Genomic DNA, 23,093 nt, shown 5'->3' on the forward strand with positions numbered 1-23,093 from the left:
GAATTGGTGATGCAGCTCGAACAGATGTACCAGGAGATCATCCTGGACCACTACCGCAATCCGCACCGGCATGGCCTGCGTGATCCGTTCGATGCGGAATCCTTTCAGGTCAATCCGGTCTGTGGGGACGAAGTGACCCTCCGGGTGCGGTTGACCGGCACGGGAACCGAAGCGACCGTGGAGGACGTCTCCTACGCGGGACAGGGATGCTCGATCAGCCAGGCCTCGACGTCGGTGTTGACGGATCTGGTGGTGGGGCGCCCGCTGCAGGAGGCGCTGACGAAGCAGGCCGCTTTCAGCGAGATGATGCACGGCCGTGGTCAGGTCGATCCCGATGAGGACGTCCTGGAGGACGGCATCGCGTTCGCGGGAGTGGCGAAGTACCCGGCACGTGTGAAATGCGCGCTGCTGGGATGGATGGCTTTCCGGGACGCCGTATCGCGCGTTGTCGACGAGGTGGGAGCGTCATGACCAGTACTGAGGATCAGACCCGGGTGCAACAGCAGGAACAGACCACCGGTACCGAGGCGCAGGACGCCGAGGTGCAGCGTGGGGCCGAGGGGATGCCGCAAGCCCCGGCTTCCGGCGCGGATCTCGCCGCTGTCGAGGATGTCGAGGAGGCCATGCGCGACGTCGTGGACCCCGAGCTCGGCATCAACGTGGTGGATCTCGGTCTCGTCTACGAAGTCCAGGTCGAACAGGACAATTCGGCCACCATCAACATGACGCTGACCTCACCGGCCTGCCCGCTGACCGACGTCATCGAGGACCAGACGCGGTCGGTGCTGGTGAACGGGCCCGGTGGTGGGATCGTCAACGACTTCCGGATCAACTGGGTGTGGATGCCGCCGTGGGGTCCGGAAAAGATTACCGAAGAGGGCCGCGATCAGCTGCGCGCCCTCGGGTTCACGGTCTGAAGCGACTTCCGTGACCGAAAAGGCCCCGGCAGCGTAACGCTGCCGGGGCCTTTTTCGTCGTGTGCAGGGCATCGCCCGCAATTGCCGCCACGGCGGGATCGTGCCGCAACGGCGGGTTCCCGCCGCCCGGTTCGTCCGGGAGGGGCGGAGCCGAAAGGACCACTCAGTCCTGCGTGGGATCACCCGCGGATTCATCCGCGGAGTCGGCGGGCCCGTACATGCGTCGCGACAGCCGACGAATGTTGCCTTCATCGACGGCGACGGTCAGTGCCTGCCCGAACCTTCCCGGACCCCAGTAGCGGGCCCCGACGAGCCGTGCGAGTTGCTGACGATCGGTGGGGCCGTGCTCGTTCAACGCCCGAACCAGCATGTTGATCTCGCGGTCCGGCTCACTTTCGATCCCGGTTCGTGCAGGGGACACATCGAGGCCGCCCATCCGGGCGCTGCCGAGCACCGAGCCGGGCCCGGGAATGAATCGCCGCAATCCCTGGCGTTCTCGTGCTTGCCTGCGGGCGACCCGCTCGCGGATGTGCTGCTCGGTTTCACGTGCCTGCCGTTCCCGTTCGGCGATTTCGGCGCGCTGCGCCTCGGCCTGCTCGGCCGTGTGGACCTCGCTGTACAAACCGTCCGCGACGGCGCGATGCTCGCTCGAGCGTACGCGCTCGTCCGCGGCCATCGCCGCTGTCTGCAGTTCCGCTGCCTCGCGCTCGTACCGTTCGGCGGTGTCGTCGTCCTGTTCGGCGCGAGCAGAATGGAGCTCGGCCAGCTTTTCGTGCCGGTGTGCCCAGGCAAGATGCATATCGGCACGGGCCTGCGAAACAGTGGCGTCGGCTCCCTCCGCCTCGCCGGCCTCGGAGCGGCTCTGCTCGGCCAGCGCTCGCTGCTCCTGGGCCCGGGCCCGTTCGGTGGCTGCCTCGGACCGTTCCTGGTCCCGCCGGGACTCGGTATCCGATTCGGCGGTCAGTGCCGTCGCCTGCTCCACGAGCGCGGCAGCACGCTCCTCGGCCGCCCGTGCGCGACAGGTGGCGACGGCCGCTGCGTGCTCGTCTCGGCTCTCCTCGGCCACGGCGAATTCGTCGTGCGCGTTCGCTCGCTCCTCGAGTTCCTGGGCATGCAGATCGGCGACCTCGGCCATGGTCTGCTCGGCCTGGACCTGTTCCGAAGTCCCTTCACTGCGCAACTCGTGTATGCGTGCCCGGCGTTCGGCAGCCTGCGAGCGGGCGTGTTCGGCTTCGACGCGGCAACGGATCGCCTCCTGGCGCTGCTGCGACTGCTGCTGCGGTGTTTCCACTTCCTGCTGCGTGCCTTCCTGGTCTTCCGTACCTTCCTCGGCCTCCTGCGCGGTGAGCGGTTTGGCGAGGTTTTCGAGGCTGGTCTGCTCGGCGCGCACGCCCAGGAACAGTTCGGCCACACCGCCCAGAGCCATCACCCCGGCGCCGATGAGGAAGGCGATGATGACGTATCCGCGCTGCTCGGTGTCGATGAGTTGACCGAACAGCAGTGGTCCGGTGATCCCGCCGACCGCGGTGCCCACGGCGTAGAAGAACGCGATCGCCAGCGCCCGGGTCTCCATGGGGAAGATCTCGCTGACGGTCAGGTACGCGGAACTGGCACCGGCCGAGGCGAGGAAGAAGATCGCCATCACCATGGCCAGGAACGTCCAGCTGCTGAGCGCACCGTTGAGGAACAGCACGACCAGGGGGATGGTGAGTGCGGCCGACCCCAGGTAGGTACCCGCGATCATGGGTATTCGCCCGATGGTGTCGAACAACCTCCCGAGCAGGACAGGGCCGGCGAAGTTGCTCAGCGCGTAGAGCACGATGAACACCGGTACGACGGCGGAGGCCACCCCGTAGAAGGTGCTGAGCAGGGTACCCAGGTTGAAGGTGAGGCCGTTGTAGAGGAATGCCTGACCGGTGAACAGGGCGATCCCGAGTACGGAACGCCTGGGGTAGAGCTTGAAGGCGGTCTCGGCGATCATGCGGAACGGGATTCTTCTGCGCTGGCGGACGGTGATCGAATCCCCCGGCTCCGCCAGCTCCTCGCCGGTTTCCCCGGCGACCTCGCGCTCGATCCGATCGACGATCCGCTCCGCCTCGTCCTGCCTGCCGTGGATGAACAGCCAGCGTGGGCTTTCCGGGACATGCCGCCGCACGAGTATGATCCCCACGCCGAGCACGGCGCCGACGGCGAAGGCGACCCGCCAGCCGAGCCAGGTGGCGAAGATGGCCTCGTTGAGAAAGAACACGGCGGCCGCCGCGCCACCGGCCGCCCCCAGCCAGTACGAGCCGTTGATGATCAGGTCCACCCGGCCGCGCACCCGCGCCGGAATGAGCTCGTCGATGGCCGAGTTGATCGCCGCGTACTCGCCACCGATGCCCGCGCCGGTGAAGAACCGGGCCAGGTAGAAGTACCAGGGAGAGAAGGCGAACGCGGTGGCCACGGTGGCCACGAGGTAGACGAGCAGGGTGAGCATGAACAGCTTCTTGCGGCCGAGCATGTCGGTGAGCTGGCCGAAGAACAGTGCTCCGAGGCAGGCCCCGAGTACGTAGATGGCCGCGGCGGTGCCGATCTGGCCGGAGCTGAGATTGATGCCGCTGCCGGGCTCGACCAGCCGCGCGGCGACCGAACCGACCATGGTGACCTCGAGCCCGTCGAGGATCCACACGGTGCCCAAGCCGACGACGATGCGCCAGTGGAACCGCGCCCACGGCAATCGGTCCATACGAGAGGGCACTCGGGTTTCGATCGTCCCGGTCTGGATCGTCATACACCGGGAGGTACCCGGACTCTCCACTGTATAATCTTGCCGATATGTGGAGCTGTCGACTGCTCGGCCACAGGTACCGCTTCCGTTCCGAGGGGCGCGAGATGCTGTGGATGTGCGAGCGTGGTTGCGGTGCCGGAGGTGCCAAGAGCTACCCTGCCGCCGCTGACGCTGCCCGCTATGCGCACGCCTTCGACCGTCGGGACAGTGACGACCTCGGCAAGCGTGCTCCCCTGCTCGGCCTGCTGCCGTTGCGAGCGTGGCGGGCGCTGCGCCGTTCCCAGCGCTGATGTCGCTCGATGGTGTGGCTGTCGCCGGTGGGTTCAGGGGTCCCTGGGAGGCTGCCTGCCGTCCGGGAAACTGTGGGGAGGGGGATGGAATCTTTGGGTGATCTCCGTGGGCGTCGGCTCCCGGGCGGGGAATTCGGAGTGGTCCCGCAGGACGCCGGACTGTTCACCGCGCAGCACGTCGATCCGCTCGGAGCCGAACCACGACATGATCCAACTGGAACCCCGCAGCGATTTCGCCCGGTGCTTCAACGGGGCGAGCATGCGTGAGATTTCGTCGTAGGACGACACGCCGCCCTGCGGGCACACCAGCGTGGCCAGGGACAGGCTGACCTCGATATCACCGGCACGGCGTGGTGGATCGAGCAGCTTTTCCGACAGTGCCGTCAGCTCGTCGAGGTCGGCGACCAGCAGGAAGTCATCACCGCCGACGTGTCCGATCCGGACGGACTCGAGGGAGGCGGCGGCGTCGGTGAGGCTGCGTCCCACCGACTGGATGAGTTCGTCACCGGCGGAGAAACCGGCCGAATCGTTGATGCGCTTGAACTCGTCGATGTCCAGCCAACTCACCGCGAAGGTGTCACCGGCCTCGATCCTGCGGGTGACCTCCTTGGCCACCGCGCCGCTGCCGGGTAGCCGGGTCAGCGGGTTGAGAGCGGCGGCCTCTTGAACCTGCAACTCGGCCATTCCGCGGATCAGGTGACTGGCCCGGACCGTGCCCAGACACCGGCCGTCCTCATCGACGATGATGGCGTCGTCGTACACCCGATGTTGCTCGGAACCGGTCACGATCCCGAGTGCTTCCATCGCCGTGGTCGCCGTGGTGACGAGGCGAGGTTCGTCGGCCAGGCGGGCGGCCGGACGCTGGGCGTGGAGGGCGTGCCCGTAGGGGCCGGTGACCGCGAGCAGGAAACGGTTGCGATCGACCGACCACTGCGGCCGATTGTGCTCGTCGACCAGTACCACACCGCTGACCTCCGGATGATCGGCGAGCACACCGCGTACCGTGTCGGCGGTCGAGTCGGCGGGCAGCAGCGTGGCCGGGGAGAGGAACTCGGTGATGCGTGGTCCTGCTGTGGTGGTGCTGACCATGCGGTCGTGGGGATCGGTGATCTCGGTGGCCACATCGGGAACGCTGAGTGTGGTGGGCGGTCGCCGTGCGGCCGGAGCGAGCAGATTGCCCTGGACCAGCCGGATGCCCCTGCGGCGCAGCTCCCGCAACTGTGGTTCGCTTTCCACTCCTTCGGCGACGAGCCGGGCCCCGGTGCTTTCGCAGAGATGCCGGACCGAGTCGAGCACTGCCGCGTGGCCGGAGGTCTCCAGGGCACCGGCGACCACTTCCCGGTCGAGCTTGACCATGTCCGGTTCGAGGTCGGCAAGCAGGGTCAGAGAGATGTCGCCGTGGCCGACCCCGTCCATCGCGATGTGGTACCCGAGGGAGCGCAGCTGCCGGACGTTGGCCAGCAGCAGGGCGGGATCGAGACGGGAGAACGGCGGGCCGAGCTCGAGAGTGATCTCGTGCGGGTGGCGGCCCACGGCACCGAGCTTGTCGTGCAGCGCCTGCAGGAGGTCGAGATCGTGGGCGACGGTGCCGCCGAAGAGGTTCAGGTGCAGCGGGAGCAGTGTCCCGTGCTCCGCGGCCGAGGTCACCGCCGAGACCGCCAGGTCGGTATCGAGCTCCGCCAGACGCCGTGCACGCGCTGCCTGACGGAAAAGATCCCAGACGTCACCGTCGATCGGCCGTGCAAGGGCTTCGACAGCCACGATTGCCCCGGTGCCGACGTTGACCACCGGCTGGAACGCGAAACGTGTCTCGTTCGCCGGTCCGAGCACGGGATCGATGTTGCCCGTACTCATGATGCCTCATCGAGCCTGTTCACGATCCGTCCACCGACATTTCGATTCCATCCCCCTGTTCGGGGAGGATGCACCATCCCATCGAACAAGGTAGCGCGGCTCAGTGCCTGCGAGCAGCCATGCTACCCACCGCCTGTGTCCATAAACACAACGGCATGGCCACATTTCATTACGGTGAGTATCAGGTGTGCGCGGCCCGCAACCGCGGTGGTGGCCCGCTTGCCGCCATGTACCGCCGCAGGCCCCACGGTGCCGACCGGAACGCGGCGGCCATGGCGGCGGAGGTGCCCGGCAGATCGAAGTCCGGGGACAAAAACGCCCGCCGGTGATGCTCCGGCAGCGAAAAGAACACGTCGAAGAACTCGGGAACGCGCTGCGGCGGCATCGACAGCAGTGTCCGAAGCGCGTGCCTGCGCAGACCGTGGGTGGCTGTCGCGCTCGGTGGCCACAGCAGCGACCATGCCGCCCTGGCGGCGGCAGCAGGACCGTCGACGAGACCTCCACTGATGGCACCGGCGACCCAGGGGGCGAGCCGGAGGGAGGCCGCGACGCTGAATCCCGTCGCGGGATGCACCAGTCCGGCGGCTGCTCCGAACGGAACCAGCCCGGCCGGTGATCCGAGCGGGGCGATACGGCGCTGCCGAGGCAGGGGATCGTCCACCGGAAACCGCACGCGTTCCTCGGACGCCGCCGCGGGCAGCGTGATGCCTGCGGCGGCGAGGCGTGCCCGCAACCTGCGGCGCAGCGAGGCCAGCGGCAGACCCGGACGCCGGGCCAGGGAGGTCTCCTCCAGCAAGGTCCTGCCCGGGGCCACCGGAACCGCATACAGGAATGTCGGCCATCCCCCGTCCACACCGGGCACCTGCCGCCAGTCCATGAGCACGCCGGTCCCGGGTTCGAGGATCGCGCCGGCCTCGGTCGTGTCGACGACCACACCGACGGCGGTCTGTTGAGCCGGGGTCCGTGCCGGGCGTCCCCCCGAAAGCGTGCGCGCCGCACCCGAAGCGTCCACCACGACGGCCGCGGCGAGACGCCGCCCGTCCTTCAGATGCACGGTGGAGCCGGCGGCACCGTGTTCGGCGGAGGTGACCGTGCCGGTCACTTCGGTCACGTCCGCCCGCCACAGGTGTTTCCACAACGCCGTGTTGTCGAGCACCGCGTACTGCCGGTCCCACTCGTACGGCGCTGCGGTGCCGATCGTCAGCATCCGTTCCGCGACGGCGGCCGACGCGCGGGCCACACCGGCAGGCAGTTCATCGCGCCACGCGGCATAGGTGTGCGGCCACACGCGGCGCGGCGCCGGATCGACCAGGCTCACTCGCATTCCGGCATCACTGCAGGCGGAGGCGGCCGCGCGCCCCGCAGGGCCACCACCCACGACGAGGACATCCACCACCTGCACATCAGAGCACGTCCGGTGTGCATGGCGCCCGGTGACCACCGCCGACGATAGCGTGGAACCATGCGGACAGAGCCAGGATCTCTCCGAGCAGGCCGGCGCAGTACCCGGCTCGGGGATCCCCAGCAACCCGGTGACCTCGCAAGCAGCCCGTTCCGGGCCGACCGCGACCGCGTGTCGAGCTCCGCGTTCTTCGCACGCCTGGGGGGTGTCACGCAGGTGGTCAGCCCCAGCGGCTCGGGTCTGCTCCTGCACAACCGGTTGACCCACAGCCTGAAGGTCGCGCAGGTGGCCCGGGCGGTGGCCGAAGGACTGCTCGACGATCCGGCCGAGGCCGAACGGCTCGATCGGCTCGGCGGGTGCGACCTCGACGTCGTGGAGGCCGCCGGGCTCGGGCACGATCTCGGACATCCCCCGTTTGGCCACCTCGGTGAGCGGGTGCTCGATCGAGTGGCCCGGCAGCGGTTCGCGCTGCCCGACGGGTTCGAGGGAAACGCGCAGTCCTTCCGGATCATCAGCAGCATCGACGTGCGGGGGTCCGGAAGCGATGGGCTGGATCTCACGGCCGCGGTCCGTGCGGCGCTGTTGAAGTACCCGTGGACGCGACTGATGCGCCCGCAGCCGCATCCGCGCCGGCTGCCGGTTCCTCCCCGAGGGGCCTCCGAACCGGAGGACGGTGCGGGCACCGGGTCGGCGAAGTTCTCCTGCTACGTCACCGAACTCGACGACATGCTGGACTGCCGTGCCCCGTTCGCCGATCGGGTGGAGGACTGGCAGCAGACCGTCGAGGCCTCGATCATGGACACGGCCGACGACATCGCCTACGCCATTCACGACCTGGAGGACTTTCACCGGGTCGGGATCCTGCAGCACACCACCGTTTCCCATGAGCTCACCGAGTGGCTCGATCATTCCGGCGAGCTGGCGCGGGTGCCCGATGCCGAGCTCGAACGGTCGGACGATGCGCCGGGGCGCTCACTGGAACGGCTCCGGCGTCGCCTGCACGCCAAGGACTCGTGGATCGCCGACGACGATGTCTTCGTCGGCGCGGTGAACAAGGTCGTCTCGGACCTGGTCACCAAGCTGCTGAAGGTTCCTTTCGACCGTTCCGAGCAGGCCGAACAAGCTGTGGCTGCGTTCTCCGGGGAGTGGACGCGGCGCCTGGTGCGGGGAGTCGTGGTCGACGAGAAGCCGACCACGCGCTCCGGCCACGTCGCACTGGACACCGAGCAGTGGCACGAGGTGCAGATCCTGAAGTTCGTCCATCGCCGTTTCGTGCTGCAGCGGCCCGACCTGGCGCTGCATCAGCGTGGTCAGGACCGGCTGCTGAGCAAGCTGGTTCAGGCTCTGGACGAGTGGCTGATCGACCGCAGCGAGGCCGCTCGGCTGCCGTATCGGCTCCGCGACCTGTTCGATCGCTCGCGGGACGAGCTGCACGCGCTGCGCCGCGACGATCCGGACACGCTGGTGATGCCGGGAGAGCAGCCACCGAGTGGCCCGGCGGCCGGCGAGCACGTCGAGCGGATGGCCCGGGGACGCGCGGTGATCGACTTCGTCGCGTCGTTGACCGATGACCAGGCCGCGGCACTGCTGGAATCCCTGTCCGGCCGGACCACCCAGCTCTGGGCCGATACCTTCGTGCTCTGATGAGTGGTTCGGTTCACTCGTGCGGAAGAGCAGATGTGGTGGGGCGGCGAGGGAGTCTTCCTGTGATCGACACGTGAGCAGGGTGCGGCAGCTGCCGGGGGGCGGCCGCGCGGTCGAGGTCGGTGCGCACCGGCTGCAGGGATGGTTCGAGCGCTTCGCCGACGGGCACGGTGGGGCGTCGGCCACCCGCATCGAGCCTCGCCGCGTGCAGGTGTGGGCGGACGACGGGGCACTGGCCGTGGTGCCTGTCGCCTTCGAGGCGCTGCCTTGTCCGCCGGGGGACCACCCGGGCCTGGCGGTGTCCGGCCTGGTCGAGCACGCCCGCCTGCCGCGGCGCATCGGGCTGGTGCTGGTGCGACTCGGGGCCCACAGCGTGGGAATTTCCTCGGCGGGTGAGGTCGTGGCGTCCTCGACCGATCGCCACCCGGTGCACGGCAGGAACAAGGCAGGAGGCTGGTCCCAGCAGCGCTTCGCGCGCAGGCGAGCGGAGCAGTCCCGTCGCTCCCTGCAGGCGGCGGCCGATGCCGTGGTCCGGATCGTGCTCCCCGAGCGGGGCACCTTGGACGGCCTGGTGCTCGGGGGAGATCGGAAGGCATTGGCCACTCTCGCCGAGGACTCCCGGTTGACGGAGCTGCTCGCCTCGGCAGAGAGCAGGGTGCTGGATGTGCCGGAACCCCGGCGTGCGGTCCTGGACGAGGCCGCTCGTCGCGCGATCGCCGTCGAGGTGCAGGTCCACGATCCGTGACCGGGCGGGTTTCCGGTGGTGTCGCCGCTCGGAAGGTCGCTGTCGTGAGGTGCGTCGAAACGCGCTCGTTTTCGCCGGTACACTTGTTCGGTGGTCCTGATGTGTCCTGCGGTTCTTTCCGCCGATTAGCGACGATATCGCCGGCCGGCCCCGACGTGATCCCGGCGGGTGATCCCGTGCGTATCCGCTCGACCACTACTTCCGGAGCGTGTGTTGATCTCTGCCAGTGGCCTCGAACTGCGGGCCGGCTCCCGCATCCTGCTCTCCGACGCCAGTCTGCGCGTCCAGCCGGGCGATCGCGTCGGGCTGGTCGGTCGCAACGGTGCGGGCAAGACGACGACCCTGCGCCTGCTGGCGGGGGAAGGTGAACCCTACGCGGGTGAAGTCATGCGCCGGGGAGAGATCGGCTACCTCCCGCAGGATCCGCGGGAGGGAGACCTGTCGGTGTCGGCCAAGGACCGCGTGCTGTCCGCGCGGGGTCTCGATCGGGTACTGCGCGACATGGAAAAGGCGCAGTCCGAGATGGCCGAACTGGTCGACGATCGGCAGCGGGACCGGGCGATCGCCCGCTACGGGAAACTCGAGGAGCGGTTCGCGACGCGAGGCGGATATGCCGCCGAGAGCGAGGCTGCCCGCATCTGCGGCAACCTCGGCCTGGACGGCAGCGTGCTGCACCAGCCGCTGCAGACGCTTTCCGGGGGGCAGCGCCGCAGGGTGGAACTGGCCAGGATCCTGTTCGCCGCCTCGGAAGCCGGGCCGGGCGGTACGTCGTCGACGACCCTGCTGCTCGACGAGCCCACCAACCATCTCGATGCCGACTCCATCAACTGGCTGCGCGATTTCCTCAAGACCCACGACGGCGGCCTGGTGATCATCAGCCACGACGTCGACCTGCTCGACGCCGTGGTGAACAAGATCTGGTACCTCGACGCGGTGCGCGGAGAGGCCGATGTCTACAACATGGACTGGAAGCGCTACCAGGAGGCGCGGGCCGACGACGAGAAGCGGCGCCGCCGCGAGCGCGCCAACGCCGAGAAGAAGGCCTCCACGCTGCAGGCGCAGGCCGACAAGCTGGGCGCGAAGGCCACCAAGGCGGTGGCGGCGAAGAACATGGCCCGGCGGGCCGAGCAGATGCTCTCGGATCTGGAGGAAGAGCAGGCCTCGGAAAAGGTCGCCAAGATTCGCTTTCCCGAGCCGGCCCCGTGCGGGCGTACTCCTTTGACGGCGAACGGCCTGTCGAAGTCCTACGGCTCCCTGGAGATCTTCAGCGGGGTGGACCTGGCCATCGACCGGGGATCGAAGGTTGTCGTTCTGGGGCTCAACGGTGCCGGGAAAACGACCCTGCTGCGTTTGCTCGGTGGCATGGAAACCCCCGATTCGGGTGAGGTCGCCGCCGGATACGGGTTACGCATCGGTTATTACGCACAGGAACACGAGACCCTCGATCAACACGAAAGCGTGTGGTCGAATATCCGCCGGGTGGCGCCGGATACTCCCGAGCAGCAACTGCGGACTCTGCTGGGGGCATTCCTGTTCAGCGGGGAGCAATTGCAGCAGTCCGCGGACACGTTGTCGGGCGGTGAAAAGACCCGGCTGGCGTTGGCCGGTCTCGTCTCCAGTGCCGCCAACGTGCTGCTGCTCGACGAACCGACCAACAACCTCGACCCGGCCAGCCGTGAGCAGGTGCTCGATGCGCTGCGCAGTTTCACCGGATCGGTGGTTCTGGTCACGCACGATCCCGGTGCGGTGGAGGCGCTGGAACCGGAACGGGTGATCCTGCTTCCGGACGGCAACGAGGATCACTGGTCCGAGGAGTACCTGGATCTCGTGCAGCTCGCCTGAGTGCCTGCCGCACGTTGTGCGGCGCTCGGGCGAATGTGCTTTCCTGCGTCGGTCCGATCGGTGGGCCGGCTCGGTCGCTGCCTTCTTTGCGGCGTTGTCACGAACGGTGAAGCGCATTTCCATGATCATCGGCTGCTGAACTCGACCGTTGCCGGATCTTTTTCCATGATCGCCTGGCGTTTGCGGCTTTCCTGTTCGATCATTGCCAACGACAGGGGTCGCGAGCGGCCCGACCTGTTCGACAGGGAAGGCGGGGACACTGTGGCTGACCTGAAGAAGGGTGCGCGTATCACCGGAAGCGCACGCGACAAGCTTGCCAGTGACCTGAAGAAGAAGTACGAGAAAGGGGCCAGTATTCGTGCCCTCGCGGAGCAGACCGGCCGTTCCTACGGTTTCGTGCACCGCGTTCTCAGCGAGTCGGGAGTGCAGTTGCGTGGTCGTGGGGGCGCGACACGGACGAAGAAGAAGTAGAAACAGCGGCGAAGAACGCGTGGCCCGGCACGGCCTGGAGTTCCCGGGGTGCCGGGCACGTGACATTCCTGCTGTCGGGAGCCCGTGCCGATGGTGATCGGCACAAGAAAATTCATGGATGATCGGTCTGTAGGGTGGTCTCCGCCCTTGGCCGATCATTGATGAATCGCAATGGAGGACCGCTTGGCGGACTCGACAGTGGAAGCCGATCTGTTGGACCGTGGTGGTGTACGGCTCTCGGTCCACGGGTCACGTGCCACCATCTCTCTCGATCGCCCGGACACGCTCAACGCGCAGACGCCGCATACCTGGCAAGCGCTGCACGAGATCGGCCGGAACCTCGATTCCGAGGTTCGGGTCGTCGTCGTCCGTGCCGAGGGGAGATCATTTTCGGCCGGACTCGATCGCAGGCTCTTCGGTTCCGAGGACGTCGAGGGGTCTCCGGGGTTGATCTCCCTCGGACAGCGGCCGACGGAACAGGCCGATGCCGATATCGACACATTCCAACAGGGATTCAGCTGGCTCCGGGAACCGGACCGGGTGACCATCGCCGCCGTGCAGGGACACGCGATCGGTGCGGGCTTCCAGCTCGCGCTGGCCTGCGACATGCGGGTCCTGGCCGATGACGCGTCGCTGTGCATGGCCGAGACCGGATTGGGGCTCGTGCCCGATCTCGGCGGCACTTTGCCGCTGGTCCAGGCAGCGGGGTATGCGAAGGCGGTCGAGATCTGCTTGACCGGCAGGCAGGTTCCGGCGCAGGAGGCGCTCCAGCTCGGCCTGGCCAACTCGGTGGTGCCGGTACAGGAACTGACCGACTCGACTGACCGGCTCGCGGAGGCCGTGACCCAGGCACCGGCGGGTGCGGTCCGCGAGACCTTGTCGCTGCTGTCGCAGGCCAACGAGGCCGTGGATCCCGAGCAGCAGCTCGCTGCCGAGCGTGCGGCGCAGCTACGCCGGATCGCCGACATGGCCGAGCTGCTCGGATACGGCTGACCGGGAAACGCGGTACGCGCCGGGCGCTCCGGCATCCGATCGAGAACGCCCGGTGTGGCTGCGTGGCGGGTGGAGCAACTCCCCGCGGACTCTCCGCGGCGGTCCCGTCACCTGCTGTTACGGGCACGAGGCGAGTGGTACGACCACCGGCCGTTCACCCGGGTGCGGATTCTTGGCATCATCGGGACTTCCAATCGGTGGAAGCCTCGGCGTTCAGCCGGGGAGGAGCCGTTCCCGGATGGTCGTTGGTGACCAACACGGAACGAGCTCTCACATACGAAATTGCTACCATATGATCATGGCCAGGACGCGGGTGAAACGGGCGTACAAGTACCGCTTCTATCCCACGCAGCAGCAGCGCACCGAGTTGCTGCGTACGTTCGGTTGCGTCCGCAAGGTCTACAACCTCGCTCTGGACGCGCGGACCCGCGCGTGGTTCACCGAGCATCGCCGGGTGAACTACGCGGAAACCTCGAAGATGCTCACGGAGTGGAAGCGCTCCGAGGAACTGTCCTACTTGGGCGAGGTGTCCAGCGTGCCGTTGCAGCAGGCGTTGCGGCACCTGCAAACGGCGTTTGCGAACTTCTTCGCTCAGCGGGCGCGCTATCCACGGTTCAAGTCGCGAAAGAAGTCCCGCCCGTCGCCCGAGTACACCCGCTCGGCCTTCACGTGGCGCGACGGCCGGTTGACGTTGGCGAAGATGGCTGAGTCGCTGACCATCGTGTGGTCCCGACCGTTGCCCGAGGGGGCGGAACCGTCCACGGTGACGGTGTCCCGCGATGCGGCCGACCGGTGGTTCGTGTCGATCCTGGTCGAAACCAGCACCGAGCACTTTCCGACCACCGACAACACGGTTGGCGTGGATGCCGGGTTGGACTCGCTGGCCACCCTGTCGACCGGGGAGAAGATCACCAACCCGAAACACGAGCGTCGCGACCGGAAGAAGTTGGCGAAAGCCCAGCGGGAACTGGCCCGCAAGGACAAGGGCAGCAACAACCGTGCCAAGGCGCGGCGGAAGGTGGCCCGCATCCACGCGCGGATCACCGACCGGCGCCGCGACCACCTGCACAAGGTGTCCACTCGACTCGTCCGTGAGAACCAAACGGTCGTGATCGAAGATCTTCAGGTGCGCAACATGGTGAAAAACGGCACGCTCGCCCGTGCGATCAGCGATGCCGCGTGGCGCGATTTCCGCATGATGCTGGAGTACAAGGCCGAGTGGTACGGCCGTGCGGTGATCGCGGTCGATCGCTGGTTCCCGTCCAGTAAGACGTGTTCGGTCTGCGGCAGGCTCGCCGGCGCGATGCCGCTGCACATGCGCACGTGGACGTGTTCCGGCTGTGGAACGTCCCATGATCGGGACGTGAACGCGGCAGTGAACATCAAGGCCGCCGGGCTGGCGGTGTCGGCCTGTGGAGCCGGTGTGAGACCTCAACGGGAGTCCTCCCGGACGGGGCAGTCGGTTGAGAAGCAGGAACTTTCCGGCGCGAGCCGGAAGGAAGTCCCCGCCCTTCAAGGCAGGGAGTAGTCAAGATCGGACCATGTTCGTGTGCGTAGCACCATCCAGTGGGGCGCAAGGAAGAGATGTCGAATCCGCTGTCGCAAGACGAGTCCGGACCGCGTGAGCCCAGTGCGGAGGTGTTCGCGCGGCTCGCCGATGTGCCGCTGGAGAGCATCGACAAGCTGATCGAGACCACCGAATCCGCCTACACCGACCTCAACAAGGTACGAGGGCACCCGTACTGGGGCGACCTCGTGCTGCAGCAGAGCGCCGCACTTCGGGCGCTGAACGAGGCTCGGGACGGGCTCGACGGTCTCCGCGCGGAGGCGATCGGTGCGCGCAACACCGAGCTGGGGATCACGGTGACCACGGCTGTCATCGACGGCAAAACTCACTGTGCCGAGAGGGACGACGAGAAGCCCTCCCTGGTCGATCGGCTGCTACGCCCGGAGCAACCGGGCCGGGCAGGACACCTCTACGTCTGGGACCGTCCCTATGACAACGACCGGTCCGGTGGTCCGTACCAGCAGATCCGAGTGGTCACGGCGGCCGAGGAGGAGCTGGGTGTGCTGAACTACACCGAGGAGACCGAGGAGGGGGAGCTGCTCTCCTGGCATACGTACACCCCTCGGCCCCCGGACGGTGCACCGGTTCTGCGCTTCGACGCGGGGAGCCCGCTGGCGTTTCCCCGCGACGCGGTGCTTCCGTTGCCGGAGCTGCGTGCGGCGCTGAGCGAGTTCACCCGAACCGGCCTGCGTCCGGAGTCGGTGCAGTGGCAGCGGGCACGCTGGGGCGATTGACCGGCTTCGCTGCCGGGAGCCTCGGGTTCGGAGCACGACGCTCAGGACAGGGCGTCGACGACGGCGGGGTGGCCGGGCCGGTCGACCCGTACGACGCAGTCGGCCGTGCGCTCGGGGATCACCTCGGTCGCATAGCGGTCGAAGGCGGGCAGCCGCCAGCGCTGTGCTTGCGGGGTGCGTCGCTGGAGCGTTGCGGGGGCAAGCCACAGGTGCACGGTGAGGTCGAACGGCAAGCTGCCGCCGAGCAGCAGGGGACCGTCGACGAGCACGACTCCTCGCTGCTGCAGCGGTATCCGTGCCAGCCGGGGTGATCGACCGGTTTCCGGATCCCGCAATGCCGGGAGCACGTACCCGTTGCCACCGGCGGCGAGCGGGGCCAGCGCCTCGCGGACCAGGCCGTCGAAGTCGAACCAGTCCCGGTAGTACGAGTCCGGGTCGTGGTGGCCGTGCTCCAGGCGCAACGAGGCCGGGCGGAGGTAGTCGCGGGTGCGTACCCGAACCGCCTCGCGTCCGCGCACGCGGAGCGGATCCACCATCGCGTCGGCCAGTTCGGCAGTACCTGCTTCCGGGGCGCCGTCGATCGCGACCCGGGTCCACGGGCCGGTGGAGTGCGCCTCCACGAGGTCGACAAGCTCGGTCACGAGGGCGTCCGGAGTGATCGGGCGGATCCGCACGGGTCACACCAGGGCCGGCTGCAGGAGGGTGAGCTGCCGAGCGTCGGCGTCCAGCTCGGCGGCGACGCCGAGTGGGACGGTGTGCTGACCCGCGCAGTGGCCGAAGGCCAGCTCCCCCAGGATCGGGATGCCGAGGTCGCCGAGCAGGTCCAGCATCACCGCCCGCACCTGCTCCGGCGGGCCGCAGTCGGTCCAGGAACCGAGGGCGATGGCGCCGGCCCGGTCGAACCAGCCGGCACGCAGGAGCTGGGTCACGAACCGGTCCAGCCGGTAGGGCTCCTCGGTGACATCCTCCAGCAGAGCGATTCCCCGCTCCGGCGGTGCCTGCGCGTCGGGAGTCCCGAGCATCCCCGCAAGCAGGCTCAGGTTTCCACCGTAGGTGACCCCTCGCGCACGTCCCGGTAGCAGTGTTTCCGCGGCCGGTTGTTCCAGGGTGGTGACGGATTCGGGCTCGAACAGGGTGCGGCGAAGGTGCTCGCGCGCCGGTGCGTCCTCGACGAAGGCTTGGGTGGCTGTCATCGGGCCGAACACGCTGGCCAGGCCGAGGTGGCGGGCCACCGCGTCGTGCAGCGCCGTGAGATCACTGGAGCCGGCCAGAATCTTGGGTCCCGCCGCTGCCATCGCCGGCCAGTCGATGCGGTCGAGGAGGCGCATGCTGCCGTATCCTCCGCGTGCGCACAGCACCCCGGCCACCGCCGGGTCACACCAGGCCTGCTGCAGGTCGGCGGCCCTGTCGGCGTCCGTAGCGGCCAGGTACCCGAGCCGCGGGTGCCGTCGGCGGACGTGCTTGCCGACCACCACGCGCAGACCCCAGGACTCGAGGTGCGCGAGCCCCGCGTCGAGGAGATCGTCGGGGACGGGCCCGGCAGGAGCCACCACGGCGACGGTATCGCCGGGCCGCAATCGGCGCGGTCGCCTGCGTTCACACATGCTCGATCGCGGGGCTCGGCAGGTGGGGGTGATCGAGTGACCGTCGACGGCACCCGGAATCGGCGATCTCCATCACGCGCCGACCCTATCCGCGATGGCTTCCGGTCCGCCCGGTCGGGCGAGCGCCGGGGAGACCGCCGGAGTGTGCGTTCGCGTTCGGCGAACGTAGGGTTGCAGGCAGTACCGGAACCGCGGAATCGTGCTGCGGTGTTCTGCGGAGGCGATTTGCCTGCACGGAAGCGGGGAAATCCGGATGGGGGGAGGGGCGAGTCGTCGGCGGGACCCGTGGCTTAGTGTCGAGGTTGCCATGGCTCGTGTCATCCACGTCTTCCGTCAGCCCGACCGCTTCATCGTGGGAACGGTCGGGGAGCCCGGTGAGCGCACTTTCTACCTGCAGGCCACCGAGGATGTTCGCACGGTGAGTGTCCAGCTGGAAAAGCAGCAGGTCTCGGTGCTCTCCGAGCGGATCGGTGCCCTGCTGGAGGAAGTGCAGCGCCGGTTCGACACCGAACTCCCATCGGAACCACCCGAGGAACTGGTGGATTCCGAGCCGCTCGCCGTTCCGGTGGAGGAGGAGTTCCGCGTGGGAACCATGGGGCTGGGTTGGGACGCCGAGACCGAAGCCGTCGTCGTCGAACTGCTCGCGGTCACCGAGGAGGAGATCGACGAGTCGGTGGTGCTCGACGACACCGAAGAGGGCCCCGATGCCGTGCGGGTGTTTCTCACCGCGGCCCACGCGCGTGCCTTCGCCGAGCGTGCCGAGCGCGTCATCAACGCGGGCCGCAAGCCGTGCCCGCTGTGCTCGGAGCCGCTGGACCCGGAGGGGCACATCTGCCCGCGCCAGAACGGGTACCGCCGCTCGGAAGAGGAATAGTCGCCCGTGCTCGCCGACGACGCCGCCTGGGAACTGCTCCGGCACGGGCACCTCGAAGTTCGGGGGCGGTTGGTGGAGGCCTCCAATGCGACACTGCTGTGCTCCATCGAGCACGAAGGAGTCGAAGCGGAGTGCGTCTACAAGCCCGTGCGCGGTGAGCGCCCGCTGTGGGACTTCCCGGACGGGACGCTTGCGGGCCGCGAGGTGGCTTCCTGCCTGCTGTCGGAGGCCACCGGGTGGGGACTGGTACCGCCGACGCTCCTGCGGGAAGGCCCCTTCGGACCGGGCATGCTCCAGCTGTGGGTGGACGTCGAGGAGGGCTCCGAGCTGGTCGATCTCCTCCCCCCTGCGGAGGTGCCGGACGGCTGGCTGCCCGTGCTGCACGCCCAGGACCACCACGGAAACCCGGTCGTGCTCGCCCATGCCGATCACGAACGGCTGCAGCTGCTCGCCGCCTTCGACGTGGTGATCAACAATGCGGACCGCAAGGGCGGGCACGTGCTGCACACGCCGCAGGGACGGGTGCTGGGCATCGACCACGGTGTCAGCCTGAACACCGACGACAAACTGCGTACCGTGCTGTGGGGATGGCTCGGACACGCACTTCCGGAGGAGGTCGTCGAGCGCCTCGGCGATCTACGGGCCCGGCTGGAGGGGCCGCTGGCGCAGGATCTCGCCGCCCATATCACCCCGAAAGAAGTGCACGCCGTGACCGAACGGATCGACCGACTGCTGGCCGACGGTGCCTTTCCGGCGCCGTCGGGGGAGTGGCCGGCGATCCCGTGGCCACCGTTTTAGACGAGTACCGCAACGTGGAGGTGCCTGTGAAACGTCGATCGTTCGCCGACCGGCTGTCCGTGTCTCCACCGGGACTTTCCGACATGCTGCTCCTGCTGTGGGTGGGGGGACTCGGCATGACCCGCAACGACGGTGACGGGGTGCCGATCCTGCGTACCGGCCTCCCGTCGATCGGCGCGGATGACGTGGCGGTGACCTGGGTCGGGCACGCGACGTACCTGATCCGTGCCTGCGGTATCAACCTGCTGGTCGACCCCGTGTGGTCGGGACGTATTCCCGGGGTACGGCAGCGGCTCACTCCGCCCGGTGTGGCATTCGCCGAACTGCCGCCGATCGACGCGGTGCTGATCAGCCACAATCACTACGATCACCTCGACGCCCCGACGTTGCGGCGCCTGCCGCGCGACACGCCGGTGCTGGCGCCCCGGGGACTGGCCATGTGGTTCGGCCGCCGTGGTTTCACCTCGGTCACCGAGATGGACTGGTGGGAGTCGACCCGCATCGGCGGGATCGACATCGATTTCGTGCCCGCGCACCACTGGAGTCGCCGCACGTTGTGGGACTTCTGCCATAGCCTGTGGGGTGGCTGGGTCATCACCGCACCGGACGGGCGACGGCTGTATCACGCGGGCGACAGTGGCTACGGCGAGTACTTCACCGAGATCGGACGCCGCTATCCCGATATCGACGTCGCAATGCTGCCGATCGGGGCGTACGAACCGCGCTGGTTCATGCGGCCGGTGCACATGTGTCCCGAGGAGGCGGTACGGGCGGCCTCGGATCTCGGCGCCGCGCGCATGGCGGGGATGCACTGGGGCGCCTTCGCGCTCAGCCAGGAACCGCCCGTGGAACCGTTGAACCGGGTACGCAAAGCCTGGCGTGAGGCCGGGCGCGATCCGGACGAGCTGTGGGATCTCGCCGTGGGGGAGACCCGCGTCCTCGGCGGAAGGGACCACCCGGCCGATCACGGATGAGGCCGGATGGACCACGTCGAGCGTGCGGGGTTGCGCGAGGTCGATCGGACGCCGAGTGGGCTGCGCCCCGACTCCGAGTGTCCGACCAAGGCGGTGGATGGCACCCTGGAACCGCTCGACTCGGTGGTGACCGCTCGAGGCTGAGCACCGGCCGTGGCAGCGCGATGAGCGGCGGGTGCTCGCGCAAGGCGGTAGCGTCGACGTCGTGACGGACACGCTGGCACAGCCCGCGGAACTGCCTCGCACGGCAGGCGAGCTCCGCGCCCGGGGACATCATCCCCGCAGTGTGAAAGCGGAGCTGCGCGGCAACCTGCTGGAAGCGCTGCGTTCCGGCCGCACACTCTGGCCCGGGGTCGTCGGGTTCGACCGCACCGTGCTGCCGCAGCTCGAACGGGCACTGCTCGCCGGCCACGACACGGTCCTGCTCGGTGAGCGCGGTCAGGGCAAGACCCGGTTGCTGCGGGCCCTGCCCGAACTGCTCGACGAGTGGACCCCGGTGATTTCGGGGTCCGAGCTCGACGAGCACCCGCTCGAACCGATCACACCGGTATCGCGGCGCCGCGCCACCGAGCAGGGCGATGCGCTGCCTGTCGCGTGGCGGCATCGCAGCGAGCGCTACATCGAAAAGCTCGCCACCCCGGACACCGCTGTCGCCGACCTCGTCGGCGATGTGGACCCGGTGAAGGTCGCCGAAGGCAGGTCCCTCGGCGATCCCGAGACCATCCATTTCGGCCTGGTACCGAGGGCGCATCGTGGCATCGTGGCGATCAACGAGCTGCCGGATCTGGCCGAGCGCATCCAGGTGGCGCTGCTCAATGTCATGGCCGAGCGCGATATCCAGATCCGCGGCTACAGCCTGCGGTTGCCGCTGGACGTGTTCCTGGTCGCCACCGCCAATCCGGAGGACTACACCAACCGGGGCCGCATCATCACGCCGTTGAAGGACCGATTCGGCGCGGAGATCCGAACCCACTATCCGGAGACCCTCGACGCCGAGATCGCGCTCGTGCGGCAGGAGGCTGCTCTGGAGGCCGAGGTCGGCGACCACCTGCTGGAGGTGCTCGCCCGTTTTGTGGCCCATCTGCGCGAGTCACCCGCGGTGGATCAGCGCTCCGGTGTGTCGGCACGGTTCGCCATCGCCGCGGCGGAGACGGTTTCCGCGGCCGCCGTGCACCGAGCTGCGGTCACGGGGGAGTCCGCTGCCGTGGGCAGGCCCGTCGACCTGGATGCGGTGATCCCGGTGTTGCGGGGCAAGCTGGAATTCGAGGCGGGTGAACAGGGCCGCGAGGACGAAGTGCTGGGATATCTGCTGCGCCGCTCCGTCGCCGACACGGCCCGCGGCGTCTTCGCCGGGCTCGACATGCAGTCGCTGGTGGATGCCGTCTCCGGTGGACACCGGGTGGCCACCGGAGATCGTATTGCCGCCCACGAGGTCCTGACCGCACTGCCCGAACTGCCCGTCCTCCAGCAGGTGGCCGAACGCCTCGGTGTCCGCGCCGAGGCCTCGCCGGGCAGGATCGCCAGTGCCGTGGAGCTTGCTCTGGAGTCGCTGTACCTGGCCAAGCGACTCGCCAAGGACACCGACGACGACGGGATGGTGTACGGCTGATGTCCGATCACTCCCGCCGCTACCGGTACGGCGCCTGGCACGGCGGTGCCGATCCGTTGGAACCTCCGACGGATCTGCGTTCGGCGCTGGCCGAGATCGGCCGCGAGGTCATGGAGGGCGCCTCGCCGCGCGCGGCCCTCGACGAGCTGCTGCGCACGGGGACGGAAGACACCACCGGCCTGGACGAACTCACCCGACGCCTGTGGCAGCGCCGCAGCGAGCTGCAACGGCATTACCGGATCGACGGAACGATGCGCGAGGTGCGCGAACTTCTCGACCGTGCACTCGAGCAGGAACGGCAGGCGCTGTCGGCCGAGCACAGCGAGGATGCCCGGTTCCGGGAACTGCGGATGGCGGCGCTGCCCACCGACACGGCGGGTGCCGTTTCGGAATTGGCCGACTACGACTGGCGCTCACCACAGGCGCGGGAGAGCTTCGAAGACATTCGGCGCCTGCTGGGCAGCGAGATGCTGGAGCAGCGCTTCCGGGGGATGAAGGAAGGGCTGCAGCAGACCACGCCCGACGACGTCGAGCGGATCCGCGAGATGCTCGACGCCCTGTCGAACCTCCTTGCGGCGCACACTCGGGGAGATGCCGACGTCGAACGGCGTTTCCAGCGCTTCATGGCCGACTACGGGGAGTTCTTCCCGGAGAACCCCCGCACCGTGGACGAGCTCGTCGATGCGCTGGCCGAGCGTTCGGCCGCCGCTCGGCGACTGCTGAACTCGATGAGTGAGCAGCAACGCAACGAGCTCGCCTCGCTGTCGCAGCAGGCGTTCGGTGACCCTCGGATCGCTCGGGCGCTCGAGCGGATGGACGCACAATTGCGGTCACTGCGTCCTGATGAGGACTGGGACTCGCGGACACGATTCCGCGGGGACGAGCCGATGGGGCTCGGCGCGGCCACGGCGGCGATGGCCGAGCTGGGGGAGCTGGAGCGGTTGGCCGAGCAGTTGGGCCAGTCCTACCCCGGTGCGCGGCTGGAGGACATCGATCTGGAGGCGTTGGGCAGGCAACTCGGTGAGCAGGCGGCGGTGGACGCGCAGCGGTTGTCGGAACTGGACCGGCAACTGCGGCAGCAGGGCATGCTTCAACGGGGGCCGGAGGGAAGTCTGCGGCTGAGCCCCCGAGCCCTGCGCCGCTTGGGGGAGACCGCGCTGCGCTCGATGATCGCGCAGTTGCGTTCGCGCCGCGGTGAGCGTGACACGAATCGCACGGGCGCGGCGGGAGAGCCGACCGGAGCCACCCGGCCGTGGAGTTTCGGTGATTCCGAGCCGTGGGACGCCGCCCGGACCGTACGCAACGCCGTTCTGCGCAGGGCCCGGGACAGTGCTGCCGGAGTGCCCTCGGCACAGCTGGAGCTGTCCGATCTCGAGGTGACGGAAGTCGAGCAGCGATCCCGTGCGGCCGTGGCGTTGTGCGTGGACACGTCGTGGTCGATGGTCCAGGACGGGCGGTGGGTGCCGATGAAGCGCACGGCACTCGCGCTGCACCATCTGATCTCCACCCGCTACCGCTCGGATTCCCTGCAGTTGATCACGTTCGGTCGGTACGCCGCGACGGTGGACGTGGGCGGGCTGACGGCTCTGGAGGGAGCCTGGGAGCAGGGGACGAACATGCACCACGCGCTCCTGCTGGCCGGGCGACACCTCCGGCGCCATCCCGACGCGCAGCCGGTCGTGCTCGTGATCACCGATGGTGAGCCGACCGCACACCTGGAGCCGGATGGTGCGGCGGTGTTCGACTACCCCCCGACGCCACGAACACTGTCGGTCACGTTGTCCGAAGCGGATGCGTTGAGCCGCCTGGATGCCGCACTCAGCGTCTTCATGCTCGGCGAGGACGATCGGTTGGCGGCCTTCGTCGACATTCTCGCCCGAAAGTCACGGGGGCGCGTCGTCGCTCCGACGGCCGACGGGCTCGGCGCCGCGGTCGTCGGGGACTACCTCCACACCAGGCGGCGCCGCTGAACGAGTGCCGTTGAACGAGTGCCGTTGAACGAGTGCCG

At 68.4% G+C, this 23,093-nt stretch carries 21 protein-coding genes; 16 read left to right on the plus strand and 5 right to left on the minus strand.

Annotation, left to right across the window (positions count from 1 at the left end; genetic code table 11):
* Nucleotides 1-9 precede the first annotated feature (9 nt).
* On the plus strand, nt 10-471 hold the full coding sequence (sufU, locus tag DFQ14_RS16140; RefSeq protein WP_114454129.1) for a Fe-S cluster assembly sulfur transfer protein SufU: 462 nt from the start codon (nt 10-12) through the stop codon (nt 469-471).
* Between the two features lie 92 nt (nt 472-563).
* Nucleotides 564-917 carry a metal-sulfur cluster assembly factor gene (locus DFQ14_RS16145; RefSeq protein ID WP_246195667.1) on the plus strand — a complete coding sequence of 118 codons (354 nt, stop codon included), beginning with the start codon at nt 564-566 and terminating at the stop codon, nt 915-917.
* 163 nt (nt 918-1,080) lie between these two features.
* Here the strand turns inward: DFQ14_RS16145 and DFQ14_RS22665 are convergent, their stop codons facing one another.
* A complete protein-coding gene (locus DFQ14_RS22665; protein WP_114454131.1) occupies nt 1,081-3,687 on the minus strand; it encodes an MFS transporter in 2,607 nt (868 codons plus the stop codon).
* Between the two features lie 44 nt (nt 3,688-3,731).
* Here DFQ14_RS22665 and DFQ14_RS16155 point away from each other — a divergent pair, with 44 nt between their 5' ends.
* Nucleotides 3,732-3,974, plus strand: coding sequence for a hypothetical protein (locus tag DFQ14_RS16155; RefSeq protein ID WP_114454132.1), 243 nt, complete (start codon nt 3,732-3,734; stop codon nt 3,972-3,974).
* A gap of 33 nt (nt 3,975-4,007) precedes the next feature.
* On the opposite strand, the gene DFQ14_RS16160 is transcribed toward DFQ14_RS16155, so the two are convergent.
* Both DFQ14_RS16160 and DFQ14_RS16165 read right to left on the minus strand, forming a co-directional pair.
* Nucleotides 4,008-5,828 (minus strand): GGDEF domain-containing protein, encoded by a 1,821-nt coding sequence (locus tag DFQ14_RS16160; protein ID WP_114454133.1) that lies wholly within the window; start codon nt 5,826-5,828, stop codon nt 4,008-4,010.
* A gap of 181 nt (nt 5,829-6,009) precedes the next feature.
* Nucleotides 6,010-7,224 (minus strand): lycopene cyclase family protein, encoded by a 1,215-nt coding sequence (locus DFQ14_RS16165; RefSeq protein WP_179951598.1) that lies wholly within the window; start codon nt 7,222-7,224, stop codon nt 6,010-6,012.
* 66 nt (nt 7,225-7,290) lie between these two features.
* Here DFQ14_RS16165 and DFQ14_RS16170 point away from each other — a divergent pair, with 66 nt between their 5' ends.
* From DFQ14_RS16170 to DFQ14_RS16200, 7 genes are all read left to right on the plus strand, one after another.
* Nucleotides 7,291-8,874 carry a deoxyguanosinetriphosphate triphosphohydrolase family protein gene (locus tag DFQ14_RS16170; protein WP_114454134.1) on the plus strand — a complete coding sequence of 528 codons (1,584 nt, stop codon included), beginning with the start codon at nt 7,291-7,293 and terminating at the stop codon, nt 8,872-8,874.
* Between the two features lie 73 nt (nt 8,875-8,947).
* Complete coding sequence (locus DFQ14_RS16175; RefSeq protein ID WP_114454135.1) at nt 8,948-9,619, plus strand: acVLRF1 family peptidyl-tRNA hydrolase; 672 nt, start codon at nt 8,948-8,950, stop codon at nt 9,617-9,619.
* Between the two features lie 213 nt (nt 9,620-9,832).
* Nucleotides 9,833-11,461, plus strand: coding sequence for an ABC-F family ATP-binding cassette domain-containing protein (locus DFQ14_RS16180; RefSeq protein WP_114454219.1), 1,629 nt, complete (start codon nt 9,833-9,835; stop codon nt 11,459-11,461).
* A 261-nt stretch (nt 11,462-11,722) separates the two neighbouring features.
* Complete coding sequence (locus DFQ14_RS16185) at nt 11,723-11,932, plus strand: helix-turn-helix domain-containing protein (RefSeq protein WP_114454220.1); 210 nt, start codon at nt 11,723-11,725, stop codon at nt 11,930-11,932.
* A 171-nt stretch (nt 11,933-12,103) separates the two neighbouring features.
* Nucleotides 12,104-12,925 carry an enoyl-CoA hydratase/isomerase family protein gene (locus DFQ14_RS16190; RefSeq protein ID WP_114454136.1) on the plus strand — a complete coding sequence of 274 codons (822 nt, stop codon included), beginning with the start codon at nt 12,104-12,106 and terminating at the stop codon, nt 12,923-12,925.
* Between the two features lie 298 nt (nt 12,926-13,223).
* Nucleotides 13,224-14,453, plus strand: a complete 1,230-nt coding sequence (locus DFQ14_RS16195) for an RNA-guided endonuclease InsQ/TnpB family protein (protein WP_114454221.1) — start codon at nt 13,224-13,226, stop codon at nt 14,451-14,453.
* A 38-nt stretch (nt 14,454-14,491) separates the two neighbouring features.
* Complete coding sequence (locus DFQ14_RS16200; RefSeq protein ID WP_246195605.1) at nt 14,492-15,226, plus strand: Imm1 family immunity protein; 735 nt, start codon at nt 14,492-14,494, stop codon at nt 15,224-15,226.
* A 41-nt stretch (nt 15,227-15,267) separates the two neighbouring features.
* Here the strand turns inward: DFQ14_RS16200 and DFQ14_RS16205 are convergent, their stop codons facing one another.
* Together DFQ14_RS16205 and DFQ14_RS16210 are read right to left on the minus strand one after the other, a co-directional pair.
* Nucleotides 15,268-15,900: a nucleoside/nucleotide kinase family protein gene (locus DFQ14_RS16205; RefSeq protein WP_114454138.1), complete on the minus strand. Its 633-nt coding sequence runs from the start codon at nt 15,898-15,900 to the stop codon at nt 15,268-15,270.
* Nucleotides 15,901-15,903: 3 nt separating this feature from the next.
* A complete protein-coding gene (locus DFQ14_RS16210; protein WP_114454139.1) occupies nt 15,904-16,830 on the minus strand; it encodes a S66 peptidase family protein in 927 nt (308 codons plus the stop codon).
* Nucleotides 16,831-17,137: 307 nt separating this feature from the next.
* Between DFQ14_RS16210 and DFQ14_RS16215 the strand changes: the two genes are divergently transcribed.
* The 6 genes from DFQ14_RS16215 (at nt 17,138) to DFQ14_RS16235 (ending at nt 23,055) form a co-directional block, all read left to right on the plus strand.
* On the plus strand, nt 17,138-17,704 hold the full coding sequence (locus DFQ14_RS16215; RefSeq protein ID WP_114454140.1) for a DUF3090 domain-containing protein: 567 nt from the start codon (nt 17,138-17,140) through the stop codon (nt 17,702-17,704).
* Between the two features lie 6 nt (nt 17,705-17,710).
* Nucleotides 17,711-18,502, plus strand: a complete 792-nt coding sequence (locus DFQ14_RS16220; protein WP_114454141.1) for an SCO1664 family protein — start codon at nt 17,711-17,713, stop codon at nt 18,500-18,502.
* Nucleotides 18,503-18,528: 26 nt separating this feature from the next.
* Nucleotides 18,529-19,476: an MBL fold metallo-hydrolase gene (locus DFQ14_RS16225; protein WP_420810183.1), complete on the plus strand. Its 948-nt coding sequence runs from the start codon at nt 18,529-18,531 to the stop codon at nt 19,474-19,476.
* A 6-nt stretch (nt 19,477-19,482) separates the two neighbouring features.
* The gene (locus tag DFQ14_RS21910) at nt 19,483-19,620 is read left to right on the plus strand and encodes a hypothetical protein (RefSeq protein WP_158546711.1); all 138 of its coding nucleotides are present in this window, start codon (nt 19,483-19,485) and stop codon (nt 19,618-19,620) included.
* A 61-nt stretch (nt 19,621-19,681) separates the two neighbouring features.
* Complete coding sequence (locus DFQ14_RS16230) at nt 19,682-21,085, plus strand: sigma 54-interacting transcriptional regulator (protein WP_246195606.1); 1,404 nt, start codon at nt 19,682-19,684, stop codon at nt 21,083-21,085.
* Nucleotides 21,085-23,055, plus strand: coding sequence for a vWA domain-containing protein (locus DFQ14_RS16235; protein ID WP_114454142.1), 1,971 nt, complete (start codon nt 21,085-21,087; stop codon nt 23,053-23,055). Before DFQ14_RS16230 ends, DFQ14_RS16235 begins: the two co-directional genes overlap by 1 nt.
* Nucleotides 23,056-23,093 lie beyond the last annotated feature (38 nt).

The sequence above is a fragment of the Halopolyspora algeriensis genome, from assembly GCF_003337235.1.
Lineage (GTDB): Bacteria > Actinomycetota > Actinomycetes > Mycobacteriales > Pseudonocardiaceae > Haloactinomyces > Haloactinomyces algeriensis.